16 protein-coding genes are annotated in these 18,836 nt (G+C 63.4%); 1 reads left to right on the top strand and 15 read right to left on the bottom strand.

Annotated features, from left to right (window positions below):
• Positions 1-87: 87 nt before the first annotated feature.
• The 15 genes from PQR42_RS30555 to PQR42_RS30485 all read right to left on the bottom strand — a co-directional run bounded on the left by PQR42_RS30555 (position 88) and on the right by PQR42_RS30485 (position 17,972).
• A complete protein-coding gene (locus tag PQR42_RS30555; RefSeq protein ID WP_106282004.1) occupies positions 88-687 on the bottom strand; it encodes a TetR/AcrR family transcriptional regulator in 600 nt (199 codons plus the stop codon).
• Positions 688-1,114: 427 nt separating this feature from the next.
• Positions 1,115-2,683: a tetratricopeptide repeat-containing glycosyltransferase family protein gene (locus PQR42_RS30550; protein WP_408393250.1), complete on the bottom strand. Its 1,569-nt coding sequence runs from the start codon at positions 2,681-2,683 to the stop codon at positions 1,115-1,117.
• A gap of 290 nt (positions 2,684-2,973) precedes the next feature.
• Entirely contained in the window at positions 2,974-4,233 is a 1,260-nt protein-coding gene (gene clsB / locus PQR42_RS30545) for a cardiolipin synthase ClsB (protein WP_408393248.1), read from the bottom strand.
• Positions 4,230-4,733, bottom strand: coding sequence for a dihydroneopterin triphosphate diphosphatase (gene nudB, locus PQR42_RS30540; RefSeq protein ID WP_408393256.1), 504 nt, complete (start codon positions 4,731-4,733; stop codon positions 4,230-4,232). Before nudB ends, clsB begins: the two co-directional genes overlap by 4 nt.
• Positions 4,734-4,903: 170 nt before the next feature.
• Positions 4,904-6,703 carry an aspartate--tRNA ligase gene (gene aspS, locus PQR42_RS30535; protein WP_408219756.1) on the bottom strand — a complete coding sequence of 600 codons (1,800 nt, stop codon included), beginning with the start codon at positions 6,701-6,703 and terminating at the stop codon, positions 4,904-4,906.
• A gap of 63 nt (positions 6,704-6,766) precedes the next feature.
• Positions 6,767-7,420 carry a DUF502 domain-containing protein gene (locus tag PQR42_RS30530; protein WP_012431717.1) on the bottom strand — a complete coding sequence of 218 codons (654 nt, stop codon included), beginning with the start codon at positions 7,418-7,420 and terminating at the stop codon, positions 6,767-6,769.
• Between the two features lie 75 nt (positions 7,421-7,495).
• Positions 7,496-7,873, bottom strand: coding sequence for an FmdB family zinc ribbon protein (locus PQR42_RS30525; protein ID WP_408393245.1), 378 nt, complete (start codon positions 7,871-7,873; stop codon positions 7,496-7,498).
• Between the two features lie 182 nt (positions 7,874-8,055).
• Entirely contained in the window at positions 8,056-8,679 is a 624-nt protein-coding gene (locus PQR42_RS30520) for a class I SAM-dependent methyltransferase (protein ID WP_408219750.1), read from the bottom strand.
• A gap of 23 nt (positions 8,680-8,702) precedes the next feature.
• Positions 8,703-10,280 (bottom strand): ubiquinone biosynthesis regulatory protein kinase UbiB, encoded by a 1,578-nt coding sequence (gene ubiB / locus PQR42_RS30515; protein ID WP_408393243.1) that lies wholly within the window; start codon positions 10,278-10,280, stop codon positions 8,703-8,705.
• Between the two features lie 15 nt (positions 10,281-10,295).
• Positions 10,296-10,940 carry a ubiquinone biosynthesis accessory factor UbiJ gene (locus tag PQR42_RS30510; protein ID WP_132376071.1) on the bottom strand — a complete coding sequence of 215 codons (645 nt, stop codon included), beginning with the start codon at positions 10,938-10,940 and terminating at the stop codon, positions 10,296-10,298.
• A gap of 151 nt (positions 10,941-11,091) precedes the next feature.
• Positions 11,092-12,084, bottom strand: coding sequence for a Tim44 domain-containing protein (locus tag PQR42_RS30505; RefSeq protein WP_408393241.1), 993 nt, complete (start codon positions 12,082-12,084; stop codon positions 11,092-11,094).
• Positions 12,085-12,122: 38 nt separating this feature from the next.
• Positions 12,123-12,854, bottom strand: coding sequence for a bifunctional demethylmenaquinone methyltransferase/2-methoxy-6-polyprenyl-1,4-benzoquinol methylase UbiE (gene ubiE / locus PQR42_RS30500; RefSeq protein WP_408219741.1), 732 nt, complete (start codon positions 12,852-12,854; stop codon positions 12,123-12,125).
• 67 nt (positions 12,855-12,921) lie between these two features.
• Entirely contained in the window at positions 12,922-13,335 is a 414-nt protein-coding gene (locus PQR42_RS30495; protein ID WP_106282019.1) for a gamma-butyrobetaine hydroxylase family protein, read from the bottom strand.
• 79 nt (positions 13,336-13,414) lie between these two features.
• On the bottom strand, positions 13,415-13,843 hold the full coding sequence (locus tag PQR42_RS30490; RefSeq protein WP_408393239.1) for an HIT family protein: 429 nt from the start codon (positions 13,841-13,843) through the stop codon (positions 13,415-13,417).
• 34 nt (positions 13,844-13,877) lie between these two features.
• Positions 13,878-17,972, bottom strand: coding sequence for a DUF3683 domain-containing protein (locus PQR42_RS30485; protein WP_408393237.1), 4,095 nt, complete (start codon positions 17,970-17,972; stop codon positions 13,878-13,880).
• Between the two features lie 504 nt (positions 17,973-18,476).
• Between PQR42_RS30485 and PQR42_RS30480 the strand changes: the two genes are divergently transcribed.
• On the top strand, positions 18,477-18,836 hold a 360-nt coding region (locus PQR42_RS30480; RefSeq protein ID WP_408393235.1), incomplete at its 3' end, for a pyridoxal-phosphate dependent enzyme.

Raw genomic sequence — 18,836 nt, 5'->3', positions numbered from 1 at the left:
AAGTTTGACAAGAAGCCAGGCCGTTAGCCGAGTCCGTGGATCGGAGCTTTCTGCGCCGCTGAATCCGCCTGATTGGCGGCGACGCTGCTAACGGCTTTCGCTTTGATACGAAACAATCAATTTTTCCAGCGCGGCCCACGTGAGACGCACGGCATCCGGCAAATGCAGGAAGCGCGCGTCGTGATGCAGACCGAGCGTGAAGCTGTACAGTTCGAACAGCATCAGTTGCGGATCGGTGTCGGCACGCAGATGCCCTTCTTCCATTGCCTGCGAAATCGCGCGGGTGAGCGCCGCACGCCAGACCGTCACGCTCGACACCAGTTGCTCACGCACCGGGTTATCCGCGCGGTCGTCGTACTCGACGGCGCCGCTGATGTAGATGCAACCGGTGGTGACTTCCTGAATGCGTTTCTCGATCCAGCGGGAAATCATCGCGCGCAAGCGCGGCAATCCACGAGGCTCGCGCAAACTCGGGAAAAACACCTCGTCTTCGAAACGACGGTGATATTCGCGCACGACTTCGACCTGCAAATCCTCGCGCGACCCGAAATGCGCGAACACCCCGCTTTTGCTCATCTGCATGCGCTCAGCCAGCAGCCCGATCGTCAGACCTTCCAGTCCGTCGCGGCTTGCCAGATCAAGTGCTGCGTCGAGAATTGCGGCTCGCGTCTGTTCGCCTTTTCGCATAGCTTTTTACCGTTCTAATGTGACCGAAAGAAAATCGAACGGCCGTACTATTATTGAGTGCCGCCGTCCGCGAAACAAGGACTTTATTAGAAACCGGTTTCTAACCTGGTTTCAATTCTGCGGCATCCGTCAATCAGAGGAATGAGATTTTTTAGAGGCGTTTGCCTTGAGACAGGGGTTGCCCGCCTAAGTGCACGCTTTCTTCTGATTAACCCAGCCGGCCGACATGATGCAGCAAGTCGGTGCGAATGCAGAAGCGTTTGGCGTATCGCGGGTATTGGAGGGATGGTTTAGCGCTGGGAATTGCTGGTTGGAACGGGCGAGTCGATCGCTCCGTTAGACGCAGGCCTGGCATGGCGTTGCCGCCGTGGCGGCGGCGCCGCTCAGGCTTGCTCCATCGGAACATAAAGGAAGAAAGAAGAGCGCGTCAGGACGCGTTGTCGTGCGCCGGGAAAGTTTGCGTAAGCGCCGCGGCAACCCGCGCCAGCACATCGCTCCAGTCTCCACGCCGCGTCTGGGTGAAAACACGCAATCCGGGATACCACGGGCTGTCGTCCCGGCCATACAGCCAGCGCCAGCATCCGGCGAAGCGGTTGAGGAGCCAGACCGGCTTGCCCATCGCCGCGGCAAGATGGGCGACCGAGGTATCGACGGAAATCACCAGATCGAGGTTGTCGATCAATGCCGCGGTATCCGCGAAGTCGCTGATTTCGTCTGTCCAGTCGATTAGACGCGCTCGGGTGGCGGCGTCGGGAAGCTTGGCGGGATCGTCGGCTTTTTGCAGACTGATCCAGTGCACGTGAGTTAGGGCCAGCAGCGGCGCGAATTGCGCGGCGGCAAGGCTGCGCAGGGCATCCAGGTGGAAGCCGGAATGACCACCGGCCCAGACCACGCCGACGCGCGGCAAACGGGGATCGGGCAGCGCATCGAGTCGCCCGCGCCAGACGCCGGCGAGCCCGCCATCGGCATGAAGGTAAGGAAGCGCGGCTGGCACTGTGGCCACTCGCGTCGCGAACGCCCACGGCATGGACATCAGCGGGATATATTGATCCCAACTGGACAGATCGGTTGGGACCGCGTCGAGCAACACGAGGCCCGGCCAGCGTGAGCACAGCGATTGCGCGTAAAGGCGGTGCAAGGGTGGCGGGCACAGATACCCGACCTGACGAAAGTGCTTCAGCGCCAATGGCAGATAGCGCACGAACTGCAAGCTGTCACCAAGGCCTTGCTCATGAAGGACCAGCAGACGCCCGTCCGGCGCGCGCGCTGTCTGCGCATCGTGACCGTTGGGGGCGCTTTCACCCATCCAGCGCGGCAGCGGCACTTCCAGAGGAACGCGCATAGGAGTGCCGTCGGCGAGCTTGAAGCCGAACCAGCGGTCCTCGAAATACGGCCACGCTTCTTCGTAACGGCCAGTCGCTAGCAGCGCCATGGCCAGGTTGTTGCGCGCGACGAGGTTGGCGGGCGCCAGTTCGATGGCGCGCCGGTAATGTTGCTCGGCTTCTTCCAATGCGCCGAGGTCCGCGTACACGCGGCCCAGATTGTTATGCGCCGCCGAGTGGCCCGGTTCGAGTTCGAGCGTTCGCCGATAACTGACTGCGGCGCCCTCGAGGTTGCCAAGATGCTGCAGAGTCAACGCGAGGTTGTAGTGGAACGCAACAAAATCGGGCTGAAGCGCCAGTCCCTGCCGAATACTCTGCACGGCGCCGGTGAAGTCTCCCAGCTTCAGGCGAATGGCGTAGAGGGTGTTGTACAGAATCGGCTCCGGCCGGATCTGGATCGCGCGTTCGAGCCAGCGCAGCGCGTCTTGCGCGTGTCCGGACGCAAACGCGAGCAGGCCTCGCAAGTGGATGGCGCCGACATGGTCCGCGTCCTCGGCGAGGATTCGATCGGCGAGTGCCTGCACCAGATCATGGTGACCGGCCTGATAGGCCTGCACTGCCTCGTCGTGAAGGCTTGAATGATCGGCAGCTTGGGAGGAAGGGGAGTCGGACATGGTTGGCGAATGCGTATCCATTACGCAGCCGATCCGGTTGCCGTGAGCGCGCAGTCGAAACGGCAGCGAGGCTTGAGGAGGGAGACGGTTCGAGTGGCGCGTGGATTACGCCGGACCGCTCGATTTATAGCGAGCGCAGATTATCTTCGCCGAGGTGTGGCCGGTCTCTAGGATCAATCCGAAACGCGGCCTGCCGTCCGTCGACGCAAAGCAAAGCGGCCCAAGCATTGCGCTTGAGCCGCTTCGTGCCTGGCAGGCGTTGGCGTTGGCCGCAAACGCATTACCGCAAGTCAGTCGTACCCGCCCACCGTCAGCAGCTTCATCACGGCCCGGTAGGTCGTATAGGCGAGCCAGTTGAGTGCGCGCTCACCGGCCGGCCGCGCGTCGTAGCGCGCTTCGTCGATACGGCGCGAGTCCTTGAAGGCGACGAGGATCGCTTCGCGCAGCGCGTCGATCGACGGGTCGTTCACCAGCACCACATTGGCTTCGTTGTTGAGCATCAGGCTCAGCGCGTCGAGGTTCGACGAGCCGACCGTCGCCCAGTTCGAATCCACCACCGCGACCTTGCCGTGCAGCAGCGTTTTCTCGTACTCGGCGATCTGCACGCCGGCCCTGAGCAACGCGCGATACAGAAACGGCACCGCGTAATCGAGCGCCTTGAATTCCTTGCGCCCGATGATGAGCTTCACCACGACGCCGCGCCGCGCCGCGAACACCAGCGCGCGCCGCAGCTTGCGCCCCGGCATGAAGTACGGATTGGCGAGCAGCACTTCGTTGCGCGCCTGGCCGATCGCCGCCAGATACGCTTTCTCGATAGCGCGACGGTTGATCAGGTTATCGCGCGCGACGAACGCCACACAGGGTTGCCCGCCCGCCCACAATTCCTCGTTACGACGCCGGCGCCTGCGCCGCAGACTGCCGAGCGAGGCCGTGGCGTTCGGCCCGAGATCCGGCTCCATGGCCTCGATCGGCCGATGCCCGAGTCGAATCCGGCGCCACTGCACCTCGAACGCCTGGCGGACATCGGCGACCACCGGCCCGTGCAATTCGACAGCGAAATCCCAGCGCCGGTAAGGCAGCTTCTCGCCATTGTTCTCGTAATCGTCGACGATGTTGATCCCGCCGCAGTACGCGAACTGATCGTCGATCACCGCCAGTTTGCGGTGCGTGCGAGAAAAGCCGAAGCGGCCGAACAGGTGCGGGTTGTAGATGCGATGATCGATGCCGGCGGCGGCCCACTCGTTGAACAGCGGCAAACGCGCGGTGCCGATGCCGTCGGTGATCGCACGCACCTTCACGCCGCGCGCGGCCGCGCGCAACAGCGCCGCGCTGACCGCCTTCCCGGCGTTGTCATGGCAGAAGATATACGTTTCGAGCACTACGTCGCTCTGCGCGGCATCGACGCGGGCGATCAGCGCGCTGAAGAACTCATCGCCAGAACGTAGCAGCTTGACGTCGTTGCCGCTGGTGAAGCGGTAACGCTGCCAATAGCGGCGGCCGAGCAGCGATTGCCGAAGTCGCGCGAAACGGCGCGCGCCGCCGACGCTCACCGGCCACGCTCCGTGGGATGCCCAACGACAGCACGCCCACTGAGCCGCTTAGGCAACTGCAGGATCGCATCGGCATTCGACGACGAAAAGCAGCGCGACGCCGCCTCTTCATATGGCAGCCACAGAAACGCGGTGTGCTCGCGCGGCGCCAGCGTGACCTCGAGTTGCTCGGGCACCTGCAGGCTGAACCAGTGCTCGGTATTGTGGATCACGCCTTCGGCATAGCGATAGCGGAACTCCGGGTAGATCTCGTATTCGATCGAATATTGCCAGTCGAACAACGCAGCGTGCGGCACTTGCGCGCCGCCCACCACGATGCCGGTCTCCTCGGCGACTTCGCGCGTCGCCGTCTCGGCAAGCGGCTCGTCGAGCCGGTCTTTGGAGCCCGTGACCGACTGCCAGAACCCGGCGTGATCGGCGCGCTCGATCAGCAGCACGTCGAGCGCGGGCGTATGGATGATGACGAGTACGGATTGCGGAATCTTCGGCGGTTTCGGCATGGCGTAAAAGCTGGGCGCAACGCTTGCGCGGTACATGTCGGCGGGTGGTCCAGAGAGCGGTCCAAGCAGTTGCATCGACTGTAACGCAAAAAACGAAAAAGGCGCATGACGCGCCTTTTCCGGTTGCTCCTGCTGTCGTTTTTCAGACAGCACTGACTGGCTTCAGGCCATTACACCTTCGGTTCCGGCTGACGCAGACGGATGTGCAACTCGCGCAACTGGCGCTCGTCCACTTCGCTCGGCGCCTGCGTGAGCAGACACTGCGCGCGTTGCGTCTTCGGGAACGCGATCACGTCGCGGATCGAATCGGCGCCGGCCATCATCGTGACGATGCGGTCCAGACCGAACGCGATACCGCCGTGCGGCGGCGCGCCGTATTGCAGCGCGTCGAGCAGGAAGCCGAACTTGGCTTGCGCCTCTTCCGCGTTGATCTTCAACGCGCGGAACACCTTGCTCTGCACTTCTTCACGGTGAATACGCACCGAGCCGCCGCCAATTTCCCAGCCGTTCAGCACCATGTCGTAGGCCTTCGCGAGGCAGCGCGCCGGATCCGTTTCCAGATACTCGAGGTGCTCGTCCTTCGGGCTCGTGAACGGGTGATGCGCGGCGACGTAGCGGTTGTCTTCCTCGTCGTATTCGAACATCGGGAAGTCGACCACCCACAGCGGCTTCCAGCCGGTCTCGACGAGGCCGTTGGCCTTGCCGAATTCCGAATGACCGATCTTCAGACGCAGTGCGCCGAGGCTGTCGTTCACCACCTTCGCGCGATCCGCCGCGAAGAAGATGATGTCGCCATCTTGCGCGCCGGTGCGCTCGATGATCGCCTTGACCGCTTCGTCGTGCAGGTTCTTGACGATCGGGCTTTGCAGACCGTCACGGCCCTTCGCCACTTCGTTGACCTTGATCCACGCCAGGCCCTTCGCGCCGTAGATGCGCACGAATTCCGTATAGCTGTCGATGTCGCCACGCGAGAGCTCGCCGCCCTTCGGCACGCGAATGGCCGCGACACGGCCGTCCTTCGTGTTGGCCGGCGTGCTGAACACCTTGAAATCGACGTCGCGGACCGCGTCCGTGAGGTCCGTGAATTCGAGCTTCACGCGCAGGTCCGGCTTATCCGAACCGAAGCGGCGCATGGCTTCCGAATACAGCATGACCGGGAACTTCGCGTCCAGCGTGACGCCGATCGTTTCCTTGAACACATGACGGATCATGTCTTCGAACAGATCGCGAATTTCCTGTTCCGACAGGAACGAGGTTTCGCAGTCGATCTGCGTGAATTCCGGCTGACGGTCAGCGCGCAGGTCTTCGTCGCGGAAGCACTTGACGATCTGGTAGTAGCGATCGAAGTTCGCCACCATCAGCAGTTGCTTGAACAGCTGCGGCGATTGCGGCAGCGCGAAGAACTGGCCCGGGTTCGTACGCGACGGCACGAGGTAGTCGCGCGCGCCTTCCGGCGTGCTCTTGGTCAGCATCGGCGTTTCGATGTCGATGAAGCCCAGCGAGTCGAGGTACTTGCGCGCCTCGATCGCGACGCGGTAACGCAGACGCAGGTTGTGCTGCATCTGCGGACGGCGCAGGTCCAGCACGCGGTGCGTGAGGCGCGTGGTTTCCGACAGGTTGTCGTCGTCGAGCTGGAACGGCGGCGTGATCGACGGGTTCAGCACGATCAGCTCGTGGCACAGCACTTCGATCTTACCGCTCTTGAGCGCGGCGTTCGTGGTGCCTTCCGGACGGGCACGAACCACGCCCTTGATCTGCAGGCAGAACTCGTTGCGCACGCCTTCGGCCGCCTTGAACATCTCCGCGCGGTCCGGGTCGCAGACGACCTGGACGAGGCCTTCGCGATCGCGCAGGTCGATGAAGATGACGCCGCCATGGTCGCGGCGGCGACTCACCCAGCCGCACAGCGAGACGGATTGGCCCAGCAGTTCTTCGGTCACCAGACCGCAGTATTGAGATCTCATCGACATGATGTTTGTCTTTCGTTTTGCATTGGTTGAACGGCGCGTGGCATGGAAACGCTACGCGCCGCGTTACAGCGGAGGCTCGACTGTCGTGCGGCGCACCGGCGCCGGCGGCGCGGACGGCGCCACGACGCCCATCGAGACGATGTACTTGAGCGCAGCGTCGACCGTCATGTCGAGCTCGATCACTTCGCTCTTGGGCACCATCAGGAAGAAGCCGGACGTTGGATTCGGCGTGGTCGGCACATACACGCTGACGTGATCTTCTTTCAGGTGATTGATGACGTCGCCGCCCGGAATGCCGGTCAGAAACGCAATCGTATAGGAGCCGCGGCGCGGGTACTCGATCAGGAGCGCCTTGCGAAACGCGTTGCCGCTGCTCGACAGCAGGGTATCGGACACCTGTTTGACGCTGGTGTAGATCGGGCCGACCACCGGAATGTGAGCGACCACGACTTCCCACCACTTCACGAGCTTCTGCCCAATGAAGTTCTGCGTCAACAGTCCAACGACAAAGATGAAGGCGAGCGTGAGCACTGCACCGAGGCCGGGCAGGCGAAAGCCGAACAGGCGCTCCGGCTGCCACGCGCGCGGCAGCAAAAGCAGCGTCTGGTCCATCGTGCCGATGATCAGGCCGAGCACCCACAGTGTGATGGCCAGAGGCACCAGCACCAGCAGGCCAGTCAGGAACACCGATTTGAGCGTCGTTTTTTTCGTCGTCATGTGTACCGCCAGAAAGCCGCGCGGGCCGAAGCCCAACGCGCGGCGTGTGCGCCGCCCCGGAGGGCGGCAGTCCTACTAGGCGCTGCCGGAACCGCTCGAACTCGCCGAAGCGGCCGGTGCGGCAGCAGGCGCGGACGGCGTTGCCGCCGTGCTGCTGGCCGGCGTCGCGTCGGATTGCGCGGCGCCGTTATTGGCGCCCGCGTTCTCGCCGGAGGCGCCATTCGAGGCGCCGTTGGCGTCAGGCTTGGCAGGCGCGCTCGCGCCGCCATTGCCGCCGCGAAAATCGGTCACGTACCAGCCGGAGCCCTTCAACTGGAAGCCGGCAGCCGTGACCTGCTTGCGAAACGTGTCTTTCCCGCACTCGGGACACTGCGTCAACTGCGGGTCGCTGATCTTCTGAAGCACGTCCTTCCCGAAGCCGCATGATTCGCAACGATAAGCGTAGATCGGCATGATCTTTTTCCCTACTGAAATCTAGTAAACGCTTGCAAAGCTTTGAATTATAGCCGCAAACGATACCCCTCCCCCGGATTTCGGGGACGAGCGCTCGACGCAGCCGCCGTCCGTATAAGTGGGGGCGGCTGCAGTCGAATCAAGTACGGCCCGCGCCGCCGTGCAGCGCCGCAGCCGCATTGTCAGGCGCGGCGACGCCAGGTTAGCCAGCGCTCACGTCCCGCGAACACGGCAATCGAATCGTGCACGGCTTCGTCTTCGATCAGCTCGAAGTACGGCGTGAGCAGCGCGTCGAGTTCCGGGCGATCGATGCCGAACGGCGGCCCTTTCGGCGTCGCGCCGATAAAAAAGAAGCCCGCGAGCAACGCGCCGCCGGGCAGCAGGTCGGCCATTCGTCGCGCATAGTCCGCGCGGCGCGCGAGCGGCAGCGCGCAAAGGAACGCGCGCTCGTAGATCCAGGCCGGCGTGAAAGGCGGCTCATACGCGAAGAAATCCGCCTGCTCCACCAGTTGCGCGTGCTGCTCGCCCAACTGCTCATGCGCCGCCGCGACGGCGGCCGGTGAAAAGTCGATCGCCCGGACCGGATTGCCCTGCCCGGCCAGCCAAACCGCTTCGTACGCGCTGCCGCAACCTGGAATCAGCACCGCGGCGCCGCTGTGGCGAGCGGCGAACGACTGAAACGCGGACGGCACGCCCGCCTGATCCCACGGCATGAACCCGCGTTGGAAACGCTCGTCCCAGAACTCGGGCGAGTTGGGGTCGCGGCTCTCGAAGTCGGGCGCGGAGGGTTGGGTCGGGTCGCTCATCGGTTACCTCGCAGGGATCGCCATCAACCGCCGTAAGCGAGCGCCAGAAACGCCCGCGCCAGCACCGCGCCGACGCCGACCGCCACGCCAAAGAGCAGCAAGCCTTGCAACAGCCGATTGGTGCGCTTCTGCTCGAGCAAAATCTGGCGAATCATGTCGTCGTTCGCGCCGCGCTTGTTGTCGTGACGCTCGGCCAGCACGTGATGAATCAGGCGTGGCAACTGCGGCAGCGTCTTGCTCCACTGCGGCGCTTCGATCTTCAGGCGCTCGTACCAGCCGCGCACGCCGATCTGTTCGTTCATCCAGCGTTCGAGGTACGGCTTGGCCGTCTTCCACAGATCCAGTTCGGGATCGAGCGAGCGGCCAAGGCCTTCCACGTTCAGCATGGTTTTTTGCAGCAGCACCAGTTGCGGCTGGATCTCGACGTTGAAGCGGCGCGAGGTCGAGAACAGGCGCATCAGAACCTGGCCGAGCGAAATATCTTTCAGCGCGCGGTCGAAGTACGGCTCGCACACCGCGCGGATCGCGCTTTCGAGTTCTTCGACGCGGGTAGTCGGCGGCACCCAGCCCGACTCCAGATGCAGCGTGGCGACACGATGGTAGTCGCGCTTGAAGAACGCGAGGAAGTTCTGCGCGAGGTAGTTCTTATCGAAGTCCGACAGCGCGCCGATGATGCCGAAGTCGAGCGCGATATAGCGGCCGAAGTGGGCCGGATCGAGACTCACCTGAATGTTGCCCGGGTGCATGTCGGCGTGGAAGAAGCCGTCGCGGAACACCTGGGTGAAGAAAATCTCGACGCCTTCACGCGCCAGCTTCGGAATATCGATGCCGGCCGCGCGCAGCGTCTCCACCTGGCTGATCGGCACGCCGACCATGCGCTCCATGACCAGCACCGTGGGCGTGCAAAACTCCCAGTACATCTCCGGCACCAGCAGCAAATCGAGCCCGGCGAAGTTGCGCCGCAACTGGCTGCCGTTCGCCGCCTCGCGCATCAGGTCGAGTTCGTCATGCAGATATTTGTCGAATTCGGCGACCACCTCACGCGGCTTCAAACGCTTGCCGTCGGCCCACAGGCGCTCGGCCCACACGGCGATGTCGCGCAGCAAGGCAAGGTCGGAATCGATCACCGGCAGCATGTTCGGGCGCAGCACCTTCACGGCGACGGCCTTGCCGGCGTGTTGTCCCGCCTTGACCGTGGCGAAGTGCACCTGCGCGATCGAGGCGCTCGCCACCGGCACCCGCTCGAAGTCGTCGAACAGCACGTCGACCGGCGCGCCGAGCGACTTCTCGACCAGACCGATCGCCACCGCCGAATCGAACGGCGGCACCTGATCCTGGAGCTTCGCCAGTTCGTTGGCGATATCCACCGGCAACAGATCGCGCCGCGTGGACAACACCTGCCCGAATTTGACGAAGATCGGCCCGAGGCTTTCCAGCGCGAGCCGCAAACGCACGCCCGGCGGCGCATCGAACTTGCGGCCGATGGTGGTGATACGCAGCAGCAGACGCACGCGCCGGTCGTTGACGCGGCTGAGCATCATCTCATCGAGACCGAAGCGGATGACCGTGAAAAAAATCTTGAGGAAACGCAGAAAACGCATAGTTGTGCCCGGTGACTAGCGCGTGCCGCGCGACGTGGCGGCGCCGCCCGGCGCATCGGCGCCGCGGGCTTCGACCTTCTGTTCAAGACGCTCGAGGCGTTTTTCCACGCGCGCCAGTGCGTCGCGCGCGCGGGCCAGTTCGACGTTGAAGTCCTCGAGCGCGGCGCGGCGCACCAGTTGCGGGTTCTCGTCGAGCAGATATTCGGCGGCGGTGTCGAGCAGATTGCGCCCGGTGCGCTGCACATGTTCGCCGACAGTGCGCACGACCGAGGCCACCCGCCACGCCGGGCCGTCGCCGATGAGTTTGGCCAGATCTTCTTCCGGCTCCCAGCGCAGATGTTCGGCGAGCTTGGCGATGACGGTGGCGAATTCGGCGTCGCCCTCGATCTTCACATGCTTCATCACCGCCGCCTGGCCGCCTTGCACGAAAGCGGGCAGCGCGTCGGAGGGCACCGAGATGGTCACGTCGAACTGTTGCGCCTCGGTGGCGGCGACCGCGCTCAGATAGCCGTCCGGTTGCACCAGCAGCATCAGCACGACCGGCGGACATGACAGTCTCGCGGTCTTGCCCGCGTAGGGGGCGAGGCGCTCACGAGCCCACGATTCGCGGGCGAGCAGATGATTGACAGCAGCAGCGAAGGGCTTGGCGGCGAGGGTCATTGACAGTGGCAAGAAAAAACCCGCGCGAGCGAGGTGCCCGCGCGGGTTCCTATTGTAACGTCCGTTCGCTTCGCGGCCTGCTATGCCGAACGGCCAACGCGTGGCGCAAAGTCAGGACAAACAGTCCTGCCTCACGCCGTCGCGCAGTTGTTCAGTGCTGCGCCACCTGCTGGATGCCGGCCAGCAACCAGCCCTCGCCGGGACGGTTCGCCTTGGACAGGTTCCAGACCTCGACGAACGGCTCCGCCGCCGCGCCCGGTGCTTCGCGGATCAGGCCCGAGAAGCGCACGCTGGCGAAGTATTCGTTCGCGCGCTCTTCCACGCCCAGCAATTCGGCGTTCAGTTGCACCACGTCCGTCTGATTCGTCTCCGCACCGCGCGAAGACAGATCGACCTTCACCTCAGCGAACATCTCCGGCGTGGTGAACTCGCGGATGTCGTCCATGTTGCCAACGTCCCATGCGGCTTGCAGACGCACAAAGTAGACCTTGGCGTTGCGCAGGAACGCTTCCGAGTCGAAGCCGGCCGGCACCACCGGCGCGGCGTTGACGGTCGGCGTGTTCAGCGGATTGCCTTGCGGTTCGAGATACGAGCCGGTGGGCGGCGCGCCATAACGCGGTTCCTGCGAGTAGCCCGTACCGCCCGAGTTGAGCGAGGGCGAACTGCCTGCGTACGCCGGCTGCGCCGAGTCGCGCTTGCGGCCCATGAAGCGGCGGATCAGCCAGATGCCGATCATCGCGATGATCGCAATCACGATGATATTGGCCATGGCGCCGGCAAACGCGCCGCCCAGGCCGAAGTGCGACAGCAACGCGGCGATGCCGAGACCGGCCGCCAGACCGGCGATCGGCCCGAGCCAGCGCGAACGGTTAGGCTGCGCGGCCGGCGTCGGCGCGGGCGCCGGTGCCGGCTGCGCGCGCTGCTGCATGGCCTGATTGCCTTGGGAAGGTTGCGAGGGCGCGGACTGCTGCGTCACGCTGTTCGACTGACGGCCGATGCTACGGCCACCGCCCATGCGGCGAGCTTCCGCATCGAGCGAAGCGAGGGAGCCGGCCATGATCAGGCCGACCATCGCGATCAGTCCGATTCTTCTCGCCAGCGACCGCCCAACCTTACGGGGAGATAACACACCTGAATCGGACATTTTCGTACTTTCCTTTAAAAATCGATGGGTTAGGAACCCTAGTATTTGGTCCCCACATGTAAAGCTACCACGCCAGCTGACAAATTGTAATATTTGACGCCGTCCAGGCCTGCTTGTTCCATCATTGTTTTCAAAGTTTCCTGGTCCGGATGCATCCGGATCGATTCCGCGAGGTATTGGTAGCTCTCGGCATCTTTCGCAAAGCGTTCGCCCAACCACGGCAACACCTTAAAAGAATAGACGTCGTAGACCTTTTTGAGCGGATCCCATACCTTCGAAAATTCCAGCACCAGCAGGCGCCCTGCCGGTTTCAGCACGCGCCGCATTTCCGCCAGCGCGACATCCTTGTGCGTCATGTTGCGCAGGCCGAACGCCACCGTGACCACGTCGAAGTAATTGTCCGGAAAGGGGATTTTCTCTGCGTCGCAAAGCAGAGCCGGCGTGATCACGCCCTTGTCCAGCAGACGGTCGCGGCCCACGCGCAGCATCGATTCGTTGATGTCGGTATGCCAGACTTCGCCGCTTTCGCCTGCCTGCTTCGCGAATGCCTTCGACAGATCGCCCGTGCCGCCCGCGATGTCGAGCACCTTGTAGCCTGGCCGCACGTTGGCCTGGGCGATCGTGAACATCTTCCACGCCCGGTGCAACCCGCCCGACATCAGGTCGTTCATCAAGTCGTAGTTGGCGGCAACCGAGTGGAACACGCCCGCCACCTTCTGCGCCTTGTCCTGTTCGTCGACCGATTGAAAGCCGAAGTGGGTTTTGCTCATCGCGCTCGTCCTTTCGCGTATTCTGAAATGTTGCGCCGCATCAGTGCGGCGTCCGGGGCGAATCGTATCAGTGACAGTGCCCGTGCGCAGCGCCGGCTTGAACCATCGGCGTATCGCGGTCGACGCCGGCCGCCTGAAGTTTGGCGAGATAGTCGCGCCAGAGTTCATCCTGGCGCACGGCCATGTCGTATAGCAGGTCCCACGAATAGATGCCGGTGGCGTGTCCGTCGGAGAAAGTCGGCTGCAGCGCATAGTTGCCGACGCCTTCGATCATCGTGATCGTCACTTCGCGCTTGCCGGTCTGCAACGTTTCCTGGCCGGGCCCGTGGCCCATCACTTCCGCCGACGGCGAATACACGCGCAGCAGTTCGAACGGCAGGCGATACGATTCGCCGTTTGCGTACTGCAATTCGAGCACACGCGATTTGGAATGCACGACCACGCCGGTCGGCACCGGAGTATCGGGAGTCAGACCACTCATATTGACCTCATAGAAAACGCCGTCTCAAGTTTTCCTGCTCCCTCGGACGCCTGGCACGACGCGACACGTTCGCGGGCGCTCAACCCAGCGCCTGTTCGATTTCCTGTCGCACCGCTTCGCGCAGCAGGGTAGCTTGCGCGCGGCGCGACGACAGCATGGCTTCGGACACCGTGCGCTGGCGCGGCGCCCAGATGGGCAGCGGAAAATGAGCGTCGTTCGAAAAACGCGGAATCACATGCCAGTGCACGTGCGGCACCTGGTTGCCGAGGCTCGCCAGGTTGACCTTGACCGGGGCAAGGATGCGCCGGATCGCGCGCTCGACCGCATACACGGCCTTCATCAGGCGATCGCGGTCGTTTCCGTCGAGGTCGGAAAACTCGGCCACGTGCTCGTTCCAGATGACCCGGCAAAAGCCCGGGTAATCGTGTTCATCGGCGAGGACGACACGCAAGGTGTCGTCGTGCCACAGCACATCGCCGCCATCTTCACGGCAAAAAACGCAATCCATCGTCGTCCTCAGGCAAAAATCGTCAGTCGTGCCATTAAACCAGCACGCGCTCGATTCCGCCATTGTTCGCCCGTTGCACGTAGTCGACCATCCAGTCTTCTCCGAGCACGTGACGTGCCATCTCGACGACGATGTAATCCGCCTCGATGCCCGCATCTTCGTTGTAACGCGACAGACCTTGCAAGCAGGACGGGCAGCTCGTGAGGATCTTCACGTCGGTGGCGCCCTTCGGCTGCGGGCCGTCGCCGGCCTTGAGCACGGAGCCGTTCGGCGCACCCGCCGAGCCGGCCGACGCATTGGCCGGATTGATCCCGTTCGCGCCGGCTTCGGCGACGAGCGGAATGCCGCGCAGCTTCGCCGCGCCCTTGCGGATCTCCTCTTCCTTGCGGAAGCGGACCTGCGTCGAAATATCCGGACGCGTCACCGCGAGTGTGCCGGATTCGCCACAGCAGCGATCGTTCTTCTCGATCGTGTAGCCGTCCTTCTCCGAGCCCATCAACTGATTGACCAGCTTGACCGGGTCCATCGTCTTGATCGGCGTGTGGCACGGGTCGTGGTACATGTAGCGCACGCCGTTCACGCCGTCGAGCTTCATGCCTTTCTCCAGCAAAAACTCGTGGATGTCGATGATCCGGCAGCCCGGGAAGATCTTCTCGAATTCGTAACCGGCGAGCTGGTCGTAGCACGTGCCGCACGACACCACCACCGTCTTGATGTCGAGGTAGTTCAGCGTATTGGCGACGCGGTGGAACAGCACGCGGTTATCCGTGACGATCTGCTCGGCCTTGTCATACTGGCCCGAACCGCGTTGCGGATAGCCGCAGCACAGATAGCCCGGCGGCAGCACCGTTTGCACGCCCGCTTCCCACAGCATGGCCTGAGTGGCGAGACCCACCTGCGAGAACAACCGCTCGGAGCCGCAGCCCGGGAAGTAGAACACTGCTTCCGTGTCGGCGGTGGTCGTCTTCGGATTGCGGATGATCGGGACAATCTTGTTGTCCTCGATGTCGAGCAACGCGCGCGCGGTCTTCTTCGGCAGGTTGCCCGGCATCTTCTTGTTCATGAAGTGGATCACCTGCTGCGTGACCGGCGGCTTGCCGACGGTTGCCGGCGGGTGCGCCGTCTGCTTCTTCGCGAACTTCTTCAGCACGTCGTTGCCGAGGCGCTGCGCCTTGTAGCCGATGCCCATCATCGCGGTGCGCGCGAGGTTGATGGTCTGCGGGTTGGTCGCGTTGAGGAAGAACATGCCGGCCGCGTTGCCCGGATTGAACTTCTTCTTGCCCATCTTGCGCAGCAGGTTGCGCATGTTCATCGTCACGTCGCCGAAGTCGATCTTCACCGGGCACGGCGTCACGCATTTGTGACAGACGGTGCAGTGATCCGCGACGTCGTTGAACTCGTCCCAGTGCTTGATCGACACGCCGCGGCGGGTCTGCTCCTCGTACAGGAACGCCTCCACCAGCAGCGAGGTGGCGAGAATCTTGTTGCGCGGGCTGTACAGCAGGTTCGCGCGCGGCACGTGGGTCGCGCACACCGGTTTGCACTTGCCGCAGCGCAAGCAGTCCTTGATCGACTCGGAAATCGCGCCGATATCGGACTGCTGCATGATCAGCGATTCATAGCCCATCAGGCCGAAGCTCGGCGTGTAGGCGTTGCGCAGGTCGGCGCCTTCGAGCAGCTTGCCCGCATTGAAGCGGCCATGCGGATCGACGCGCTGCTTGTACTGGCGGAATTCGCTGATCTCGTCTTCGGTGAGGAATTCGAGCTTGGTGATGCCGATGCCGTGCTCGCCGGAAATCACGCCGTCGAGCGAACGCGCCAGCTTCATGATGCGCGCGACCGCCGTGTGGGCGTCCTGCAGCATCTCGTAGTTGTCGGAGTTGACCGGCAGGTTCGTGTGGACGTTGCCGTCGCCCGCGTGCATGTGCAGCGCGACGAACACGCGGCCACGCAGCACCTGCTTATGGATCGCCTGGGCTTCGTCGAGGATCGGCTTGAACTCGCCGCCGTTGAAGATCTGCCGCAACTCGGCGCGGATTTCCTGCTTCCACGACACGCGGATCGTACGGTCCTGCGTGACATGGAACACGGTGGCGTCGGGCTGCGCGTCGGCGCGGTCAGCGAACTTTTCCGCCAGCGCTTCGTAACCCAGGCCGACCAGATAGTGCTGCGCCTCACGCAGCGACAGGTCGAGCTTGTCGCGCAGGAATTCCCAGCGCGTACGCACGCGCTTGAGCAAATCGAGCGCCTGCTGCACACGGTCTTCGAGCAGTTCGGCGCTCGGAATTTCATTGGCGTCGTCGCTCTTGCCGAGCGGCAGCTTGCCGGCCTGGAAGAACGCTTCGAGCGCGTCGACCAGTTGCAGTTTGTTCTTGATCGACAGCTCGATGTTGATGCGCTCGATGCCGTCCGTGTATTCGCCCATGCGGTCGAGCGGGATCACCACGTCTTCGTTGATCTTGAAGGCGTTGGTGTGTTTCGCGATCGCGGCCGTACGGCTGCGGTCGAGCCAGAAACGCTTGCGCGCCTCGGCGTTGACCGCGACGAAGCCTTCGCCGCTCTTGCCGTTGGCCATGCGCACGACTTCCGAGGTGGCTTGCGCGACCGCGTCCGCGTCATTGCCGACAATGTCGCCGATCAGCACCATCTTCGGAAACGCGTTGCGCTTGCTCTTGGTCGCGTAACCGACCGCGCGCAGATAGCGCTCGTCCAGATGCTCCAGGCCGGCGAGAATCGCGCCGCCCTGCTTCGACGTCTCGAACAGGTAATCCTTGATTTCGACGATGCTCGGAATCGCGTCGCGCGCCTGGCCGAAGAATTCGAGGCAGACGGTGCGCGTGTGCGCCGGCATCTTGTGCAGCACCCAGCGCGCGGACGTGATCAGCCCGTCGCAGCCTTCTTTCTGCACGCCCGGCAAACCGGCGAGGAATTTGTCCGTGACGTCCTTGCCGAGACCTTCCTTACGGAACACGCGGCCCTTGATGTCGAGCGCTTCCGTGCGCAGCAGCTTTTCGCCCGGCGCGTAGTTGCCGTCGAACCATTTGAGCTCGAAACGCGCGACTTCGATGTCGTGAATCTTGCCCATGTTGTGCTCGAGGCGCGTGACTTCGAGCCAGTTCCCTTCCGGGTCGACCATGCGCCACCAGGCGAGGTTGTCGAGCGCAGTGCCCCACAACACCGCCTTCTTGCCGCCCGCATTCATCGCGACGTTGCCGCCCACGCAGGAGGCATCCAGCGAAGTCGGATCGACGGCGAACACGAAGCCGGCCTGCTCGGCGGCTTCGGTCACGCGGCGCGTGACCACGCCCGCGCCGGAGAAAATCGTCGCGACTTTACGATCGACGCCCGGCAATTCGGTCATTTCGACCGCGCCGAGCTGTTCGAGCTTTTCAGTGTTGATGACGGCCGAGAACGGCGTGAGCGGCACCGCGCCGCCCGTGTAGCCCGTGCCGCCTCCACGCGGAATCACGGTCAGACCGAGCTCAAAACACGCCTTGATCATGCCCGCGATCTCGGCTTCGGTATCCGGCGTCAGCACGACGAACGGGTACTCGACGCGCCAGTCGGTCGCATCGGTCACGTGCGAGACGCGGGACAAACCATCGAACTTGATATTGTCCTTTTCCGTGACCTTGCCCAGCACCTTGGTCGCACGCTTGCGCAGATCGTAGGTCTTCTGGAATTCGCTGGCGAATTCGTCGACGGCGCGGCGCGCGGCCTGAACCAGCGTTTCGACGCGAGCAGCGCGGTCCACGCCCGCTTCGTCGCCGTGTTCGGTCAGATCGGCGCGGCGGCGCTTCTCGATCTCGCTCAAACGGTGATGCAATGCTTCGATCAGCATCGCGCGACGCTTCGGGTTGTCGAGCAGGTCGTCTTGCAGGTAAGGATTGCGGCGCACCACCCAGATGTCGCCGAGCACTTCGTACAGCATCCGTGCCGAGCGGCCGGTACGGCGTTCCGCGCGCAGCACGGCAAGCACGGCCCAAGCTTCGTCGCCGAGCAGGCGGATGACGATTTCGCGATCGGAAAACGACGTGTAGTTATAGGGAATTTCGCGCAGACGCGCTTCGGGATCGGTGGCCACCGCGGCGGCGGCCCCGTGCGGATCGAAAACTTGAGGTGCGTTCATGTTCGGACGACTCGGTAGGTCAACCTGGCGCGCTCATCGATGAGGCGTCGGCTGACGGTGCGCGTGGCGCGCAATGCTGGAAATCTTCTTGGGGAGCGAAGCACGACCGACGGCCAAACCCACACCGGTCGCTTCGCGGCGCTCAGATATAACTACACGATCGTGCGTGGCGGACGTGACGCTCCGCCGCGGGGCAAGACTCACGCGGGGCGGGCATCAAGTGGGCGATCCGAGGCTGCCAGTGCATCTTCCGATCCTTATTCCAAAATGGAATTCTACCGCATGATCCCGCCACGCGTTGACGGCTGAAATCGGAACAGCAGCGGGGGTTTGGGCACTTTCATGGCGAATCGTAAGGCGGCGCCCCTATGCCGAATTGACCAACCGAACGGTCGGACGGCGCTGTACGGCGCGGCTGCAGTGCATCAGCCGACGGCCTGAGCGTACACCGTTGGCGCTATCATTGACGCTTTCCCGTCCCACCAAGCGCTCCGCGCCACCCGCATGGCTTCCCACGACTACCTGAAAAAAACCCTGACCGCGCGCGTCTACGACGTGGCCCGCGAGACCGAACTCGAACGCGCGCCGAATCTGTCGGCCCGTCTGCGCAATCCGGTCTACCTGAAGCGTGAGGACAACCAGCCGGTGTTCTCGTTCAAGGTGCGCGGCGCGTACAACAAGATGGCGCATATTCCTTCTGAGGCGCTGGAGCGTGGGGTGATTACGGCGTCGGCCGGCAATCATGCGCAGGGCGTGGCTTTGTCGGCGGCGCGCATGGGCGTGAAGGCGATCATCGTGGTGCCGGTCACGACTCCGCAGGTCAAGGTCGATGCGGTGCGCGCGCACGGCGGTCCGACCGTCGAG

It is taken from the genome of Paraburkholderia sediminicola (assembly GCF_046027355.1).
GTDB classification, from domain to species: Bacteria; Pseudomonadota; Gammaproteobacteria; order Burkholderiales; family Burkholderiaceae; genus Paraburkholderia; species Paraburkholderia sediminicola_B.
The sequence above is the reverse complement of the archived record's forward strand: the minus strand, read 5'-3'. Positions and strand labels throughout refer to the sequence as shown.

Excerpts from the sequence above, each read along its gene's own strand:
- PQR42_RS30555 (WP_106282004.1), bottom strand. The coding sequence starts at position 687 with ATGCGAAAAGGCGAACAGACGCGAGCCGCAATTCTCGACGCAGCACTT.
- PQR42_RS30550 (WP_408393250.1), bottom strand. The coding sequence starts at position 2,683 with ATGTCCGACTCCCCTTCCTCCCAAGCTGCCGATCATTCAAGCCTTCAC.
- nudB (WP_408393256.1), bottom strand. The coding sequence starts at position 4,733 with ATGCCGAAACCGCCGAAGATTCCGCAATCCGTACTCGTCATCATCCAT.
- aspS (WP_408219756.1), bottom strand. The coding sequence starts at position 6,703 with ATGTCGATGAGATCTCAATACTGCGGTCTGGTGACCGAAGAACTGCTG.
- PQR42_RS30530 (WP_012431717.1), bottom strand. The coding sequence starts at position 7,420 with ATGACGACGAAAAAAACGACGCTCAAATCGGTGTTCCTGACTGGCCTG.
- PQR42_RS30525 (WP_408393245.1), bottom strand. The coding sequence starts at position 7,873 with ATGCCGATCTACGCTTATCGTTGCGAATCATGCGGCTTCGGGAAGGAC.
- PQR42_RS30520 (WP_408219750.1), bottom strand. The coding sequence starts at position 8,679 with ATGAGCGACCCGACCCAACCCTCCGCGCCCGACTTCGAGAGCCGCGAC.
- ubiB (WP_408393243.1), bottom strand. The coding sequence starts at position 10,280 with ATGCGTTTTCTGCGTTTCCTCAAGATTTTTTTCACGGTCATCCGCTTC.
- PQR42_RS30510 (WP_132376071.1), bottom strand. The coding sequence starts at position 10,940 with ATGACCCTCGCCGCCAAGCCCTTCGCTGCTGCTGTCAATCATCTGCTC.
- PQR42_RS30505 (WP_408393241.1), bottom strand. The coding sequence starts at position 12,084 with ATGTCCGATTCAGGTGTGTTATCTCCCCGTAAGGTTGGGCGGTCGCTG.
- ubiE (WP_408219741.1), bottom strand. The coding sequence starts at position 12,854 with ATGAGCAAAACCCACTTCGGCTTTCAATCGGTCGACGAACAGGACAAG.
- PQR42_RS30495 (WP_106282019.1), bottom strand. The coding sequence starts at position 13,335 with ATGAGTGGTCTGACTCCCGATACTCCGGTGCCGACCGGCGTGGTCGTG.
- PQR42_RS30490 (WP_408393239.1), bottom strand. The coding sequence starts at position 13,843 with ATGGATTGCGTTTTTTGCCGTGAAGATGGCGGCGATGTGCTGTGGCAC.
- PQR42_RS30485 (WP_408393237.1), bottom strand. The coding sequence starts at position 17,972 with ATGAACGCACCTCAAGTTTTCGATCCGCACGGGGCCGCCGCCGCGGTG.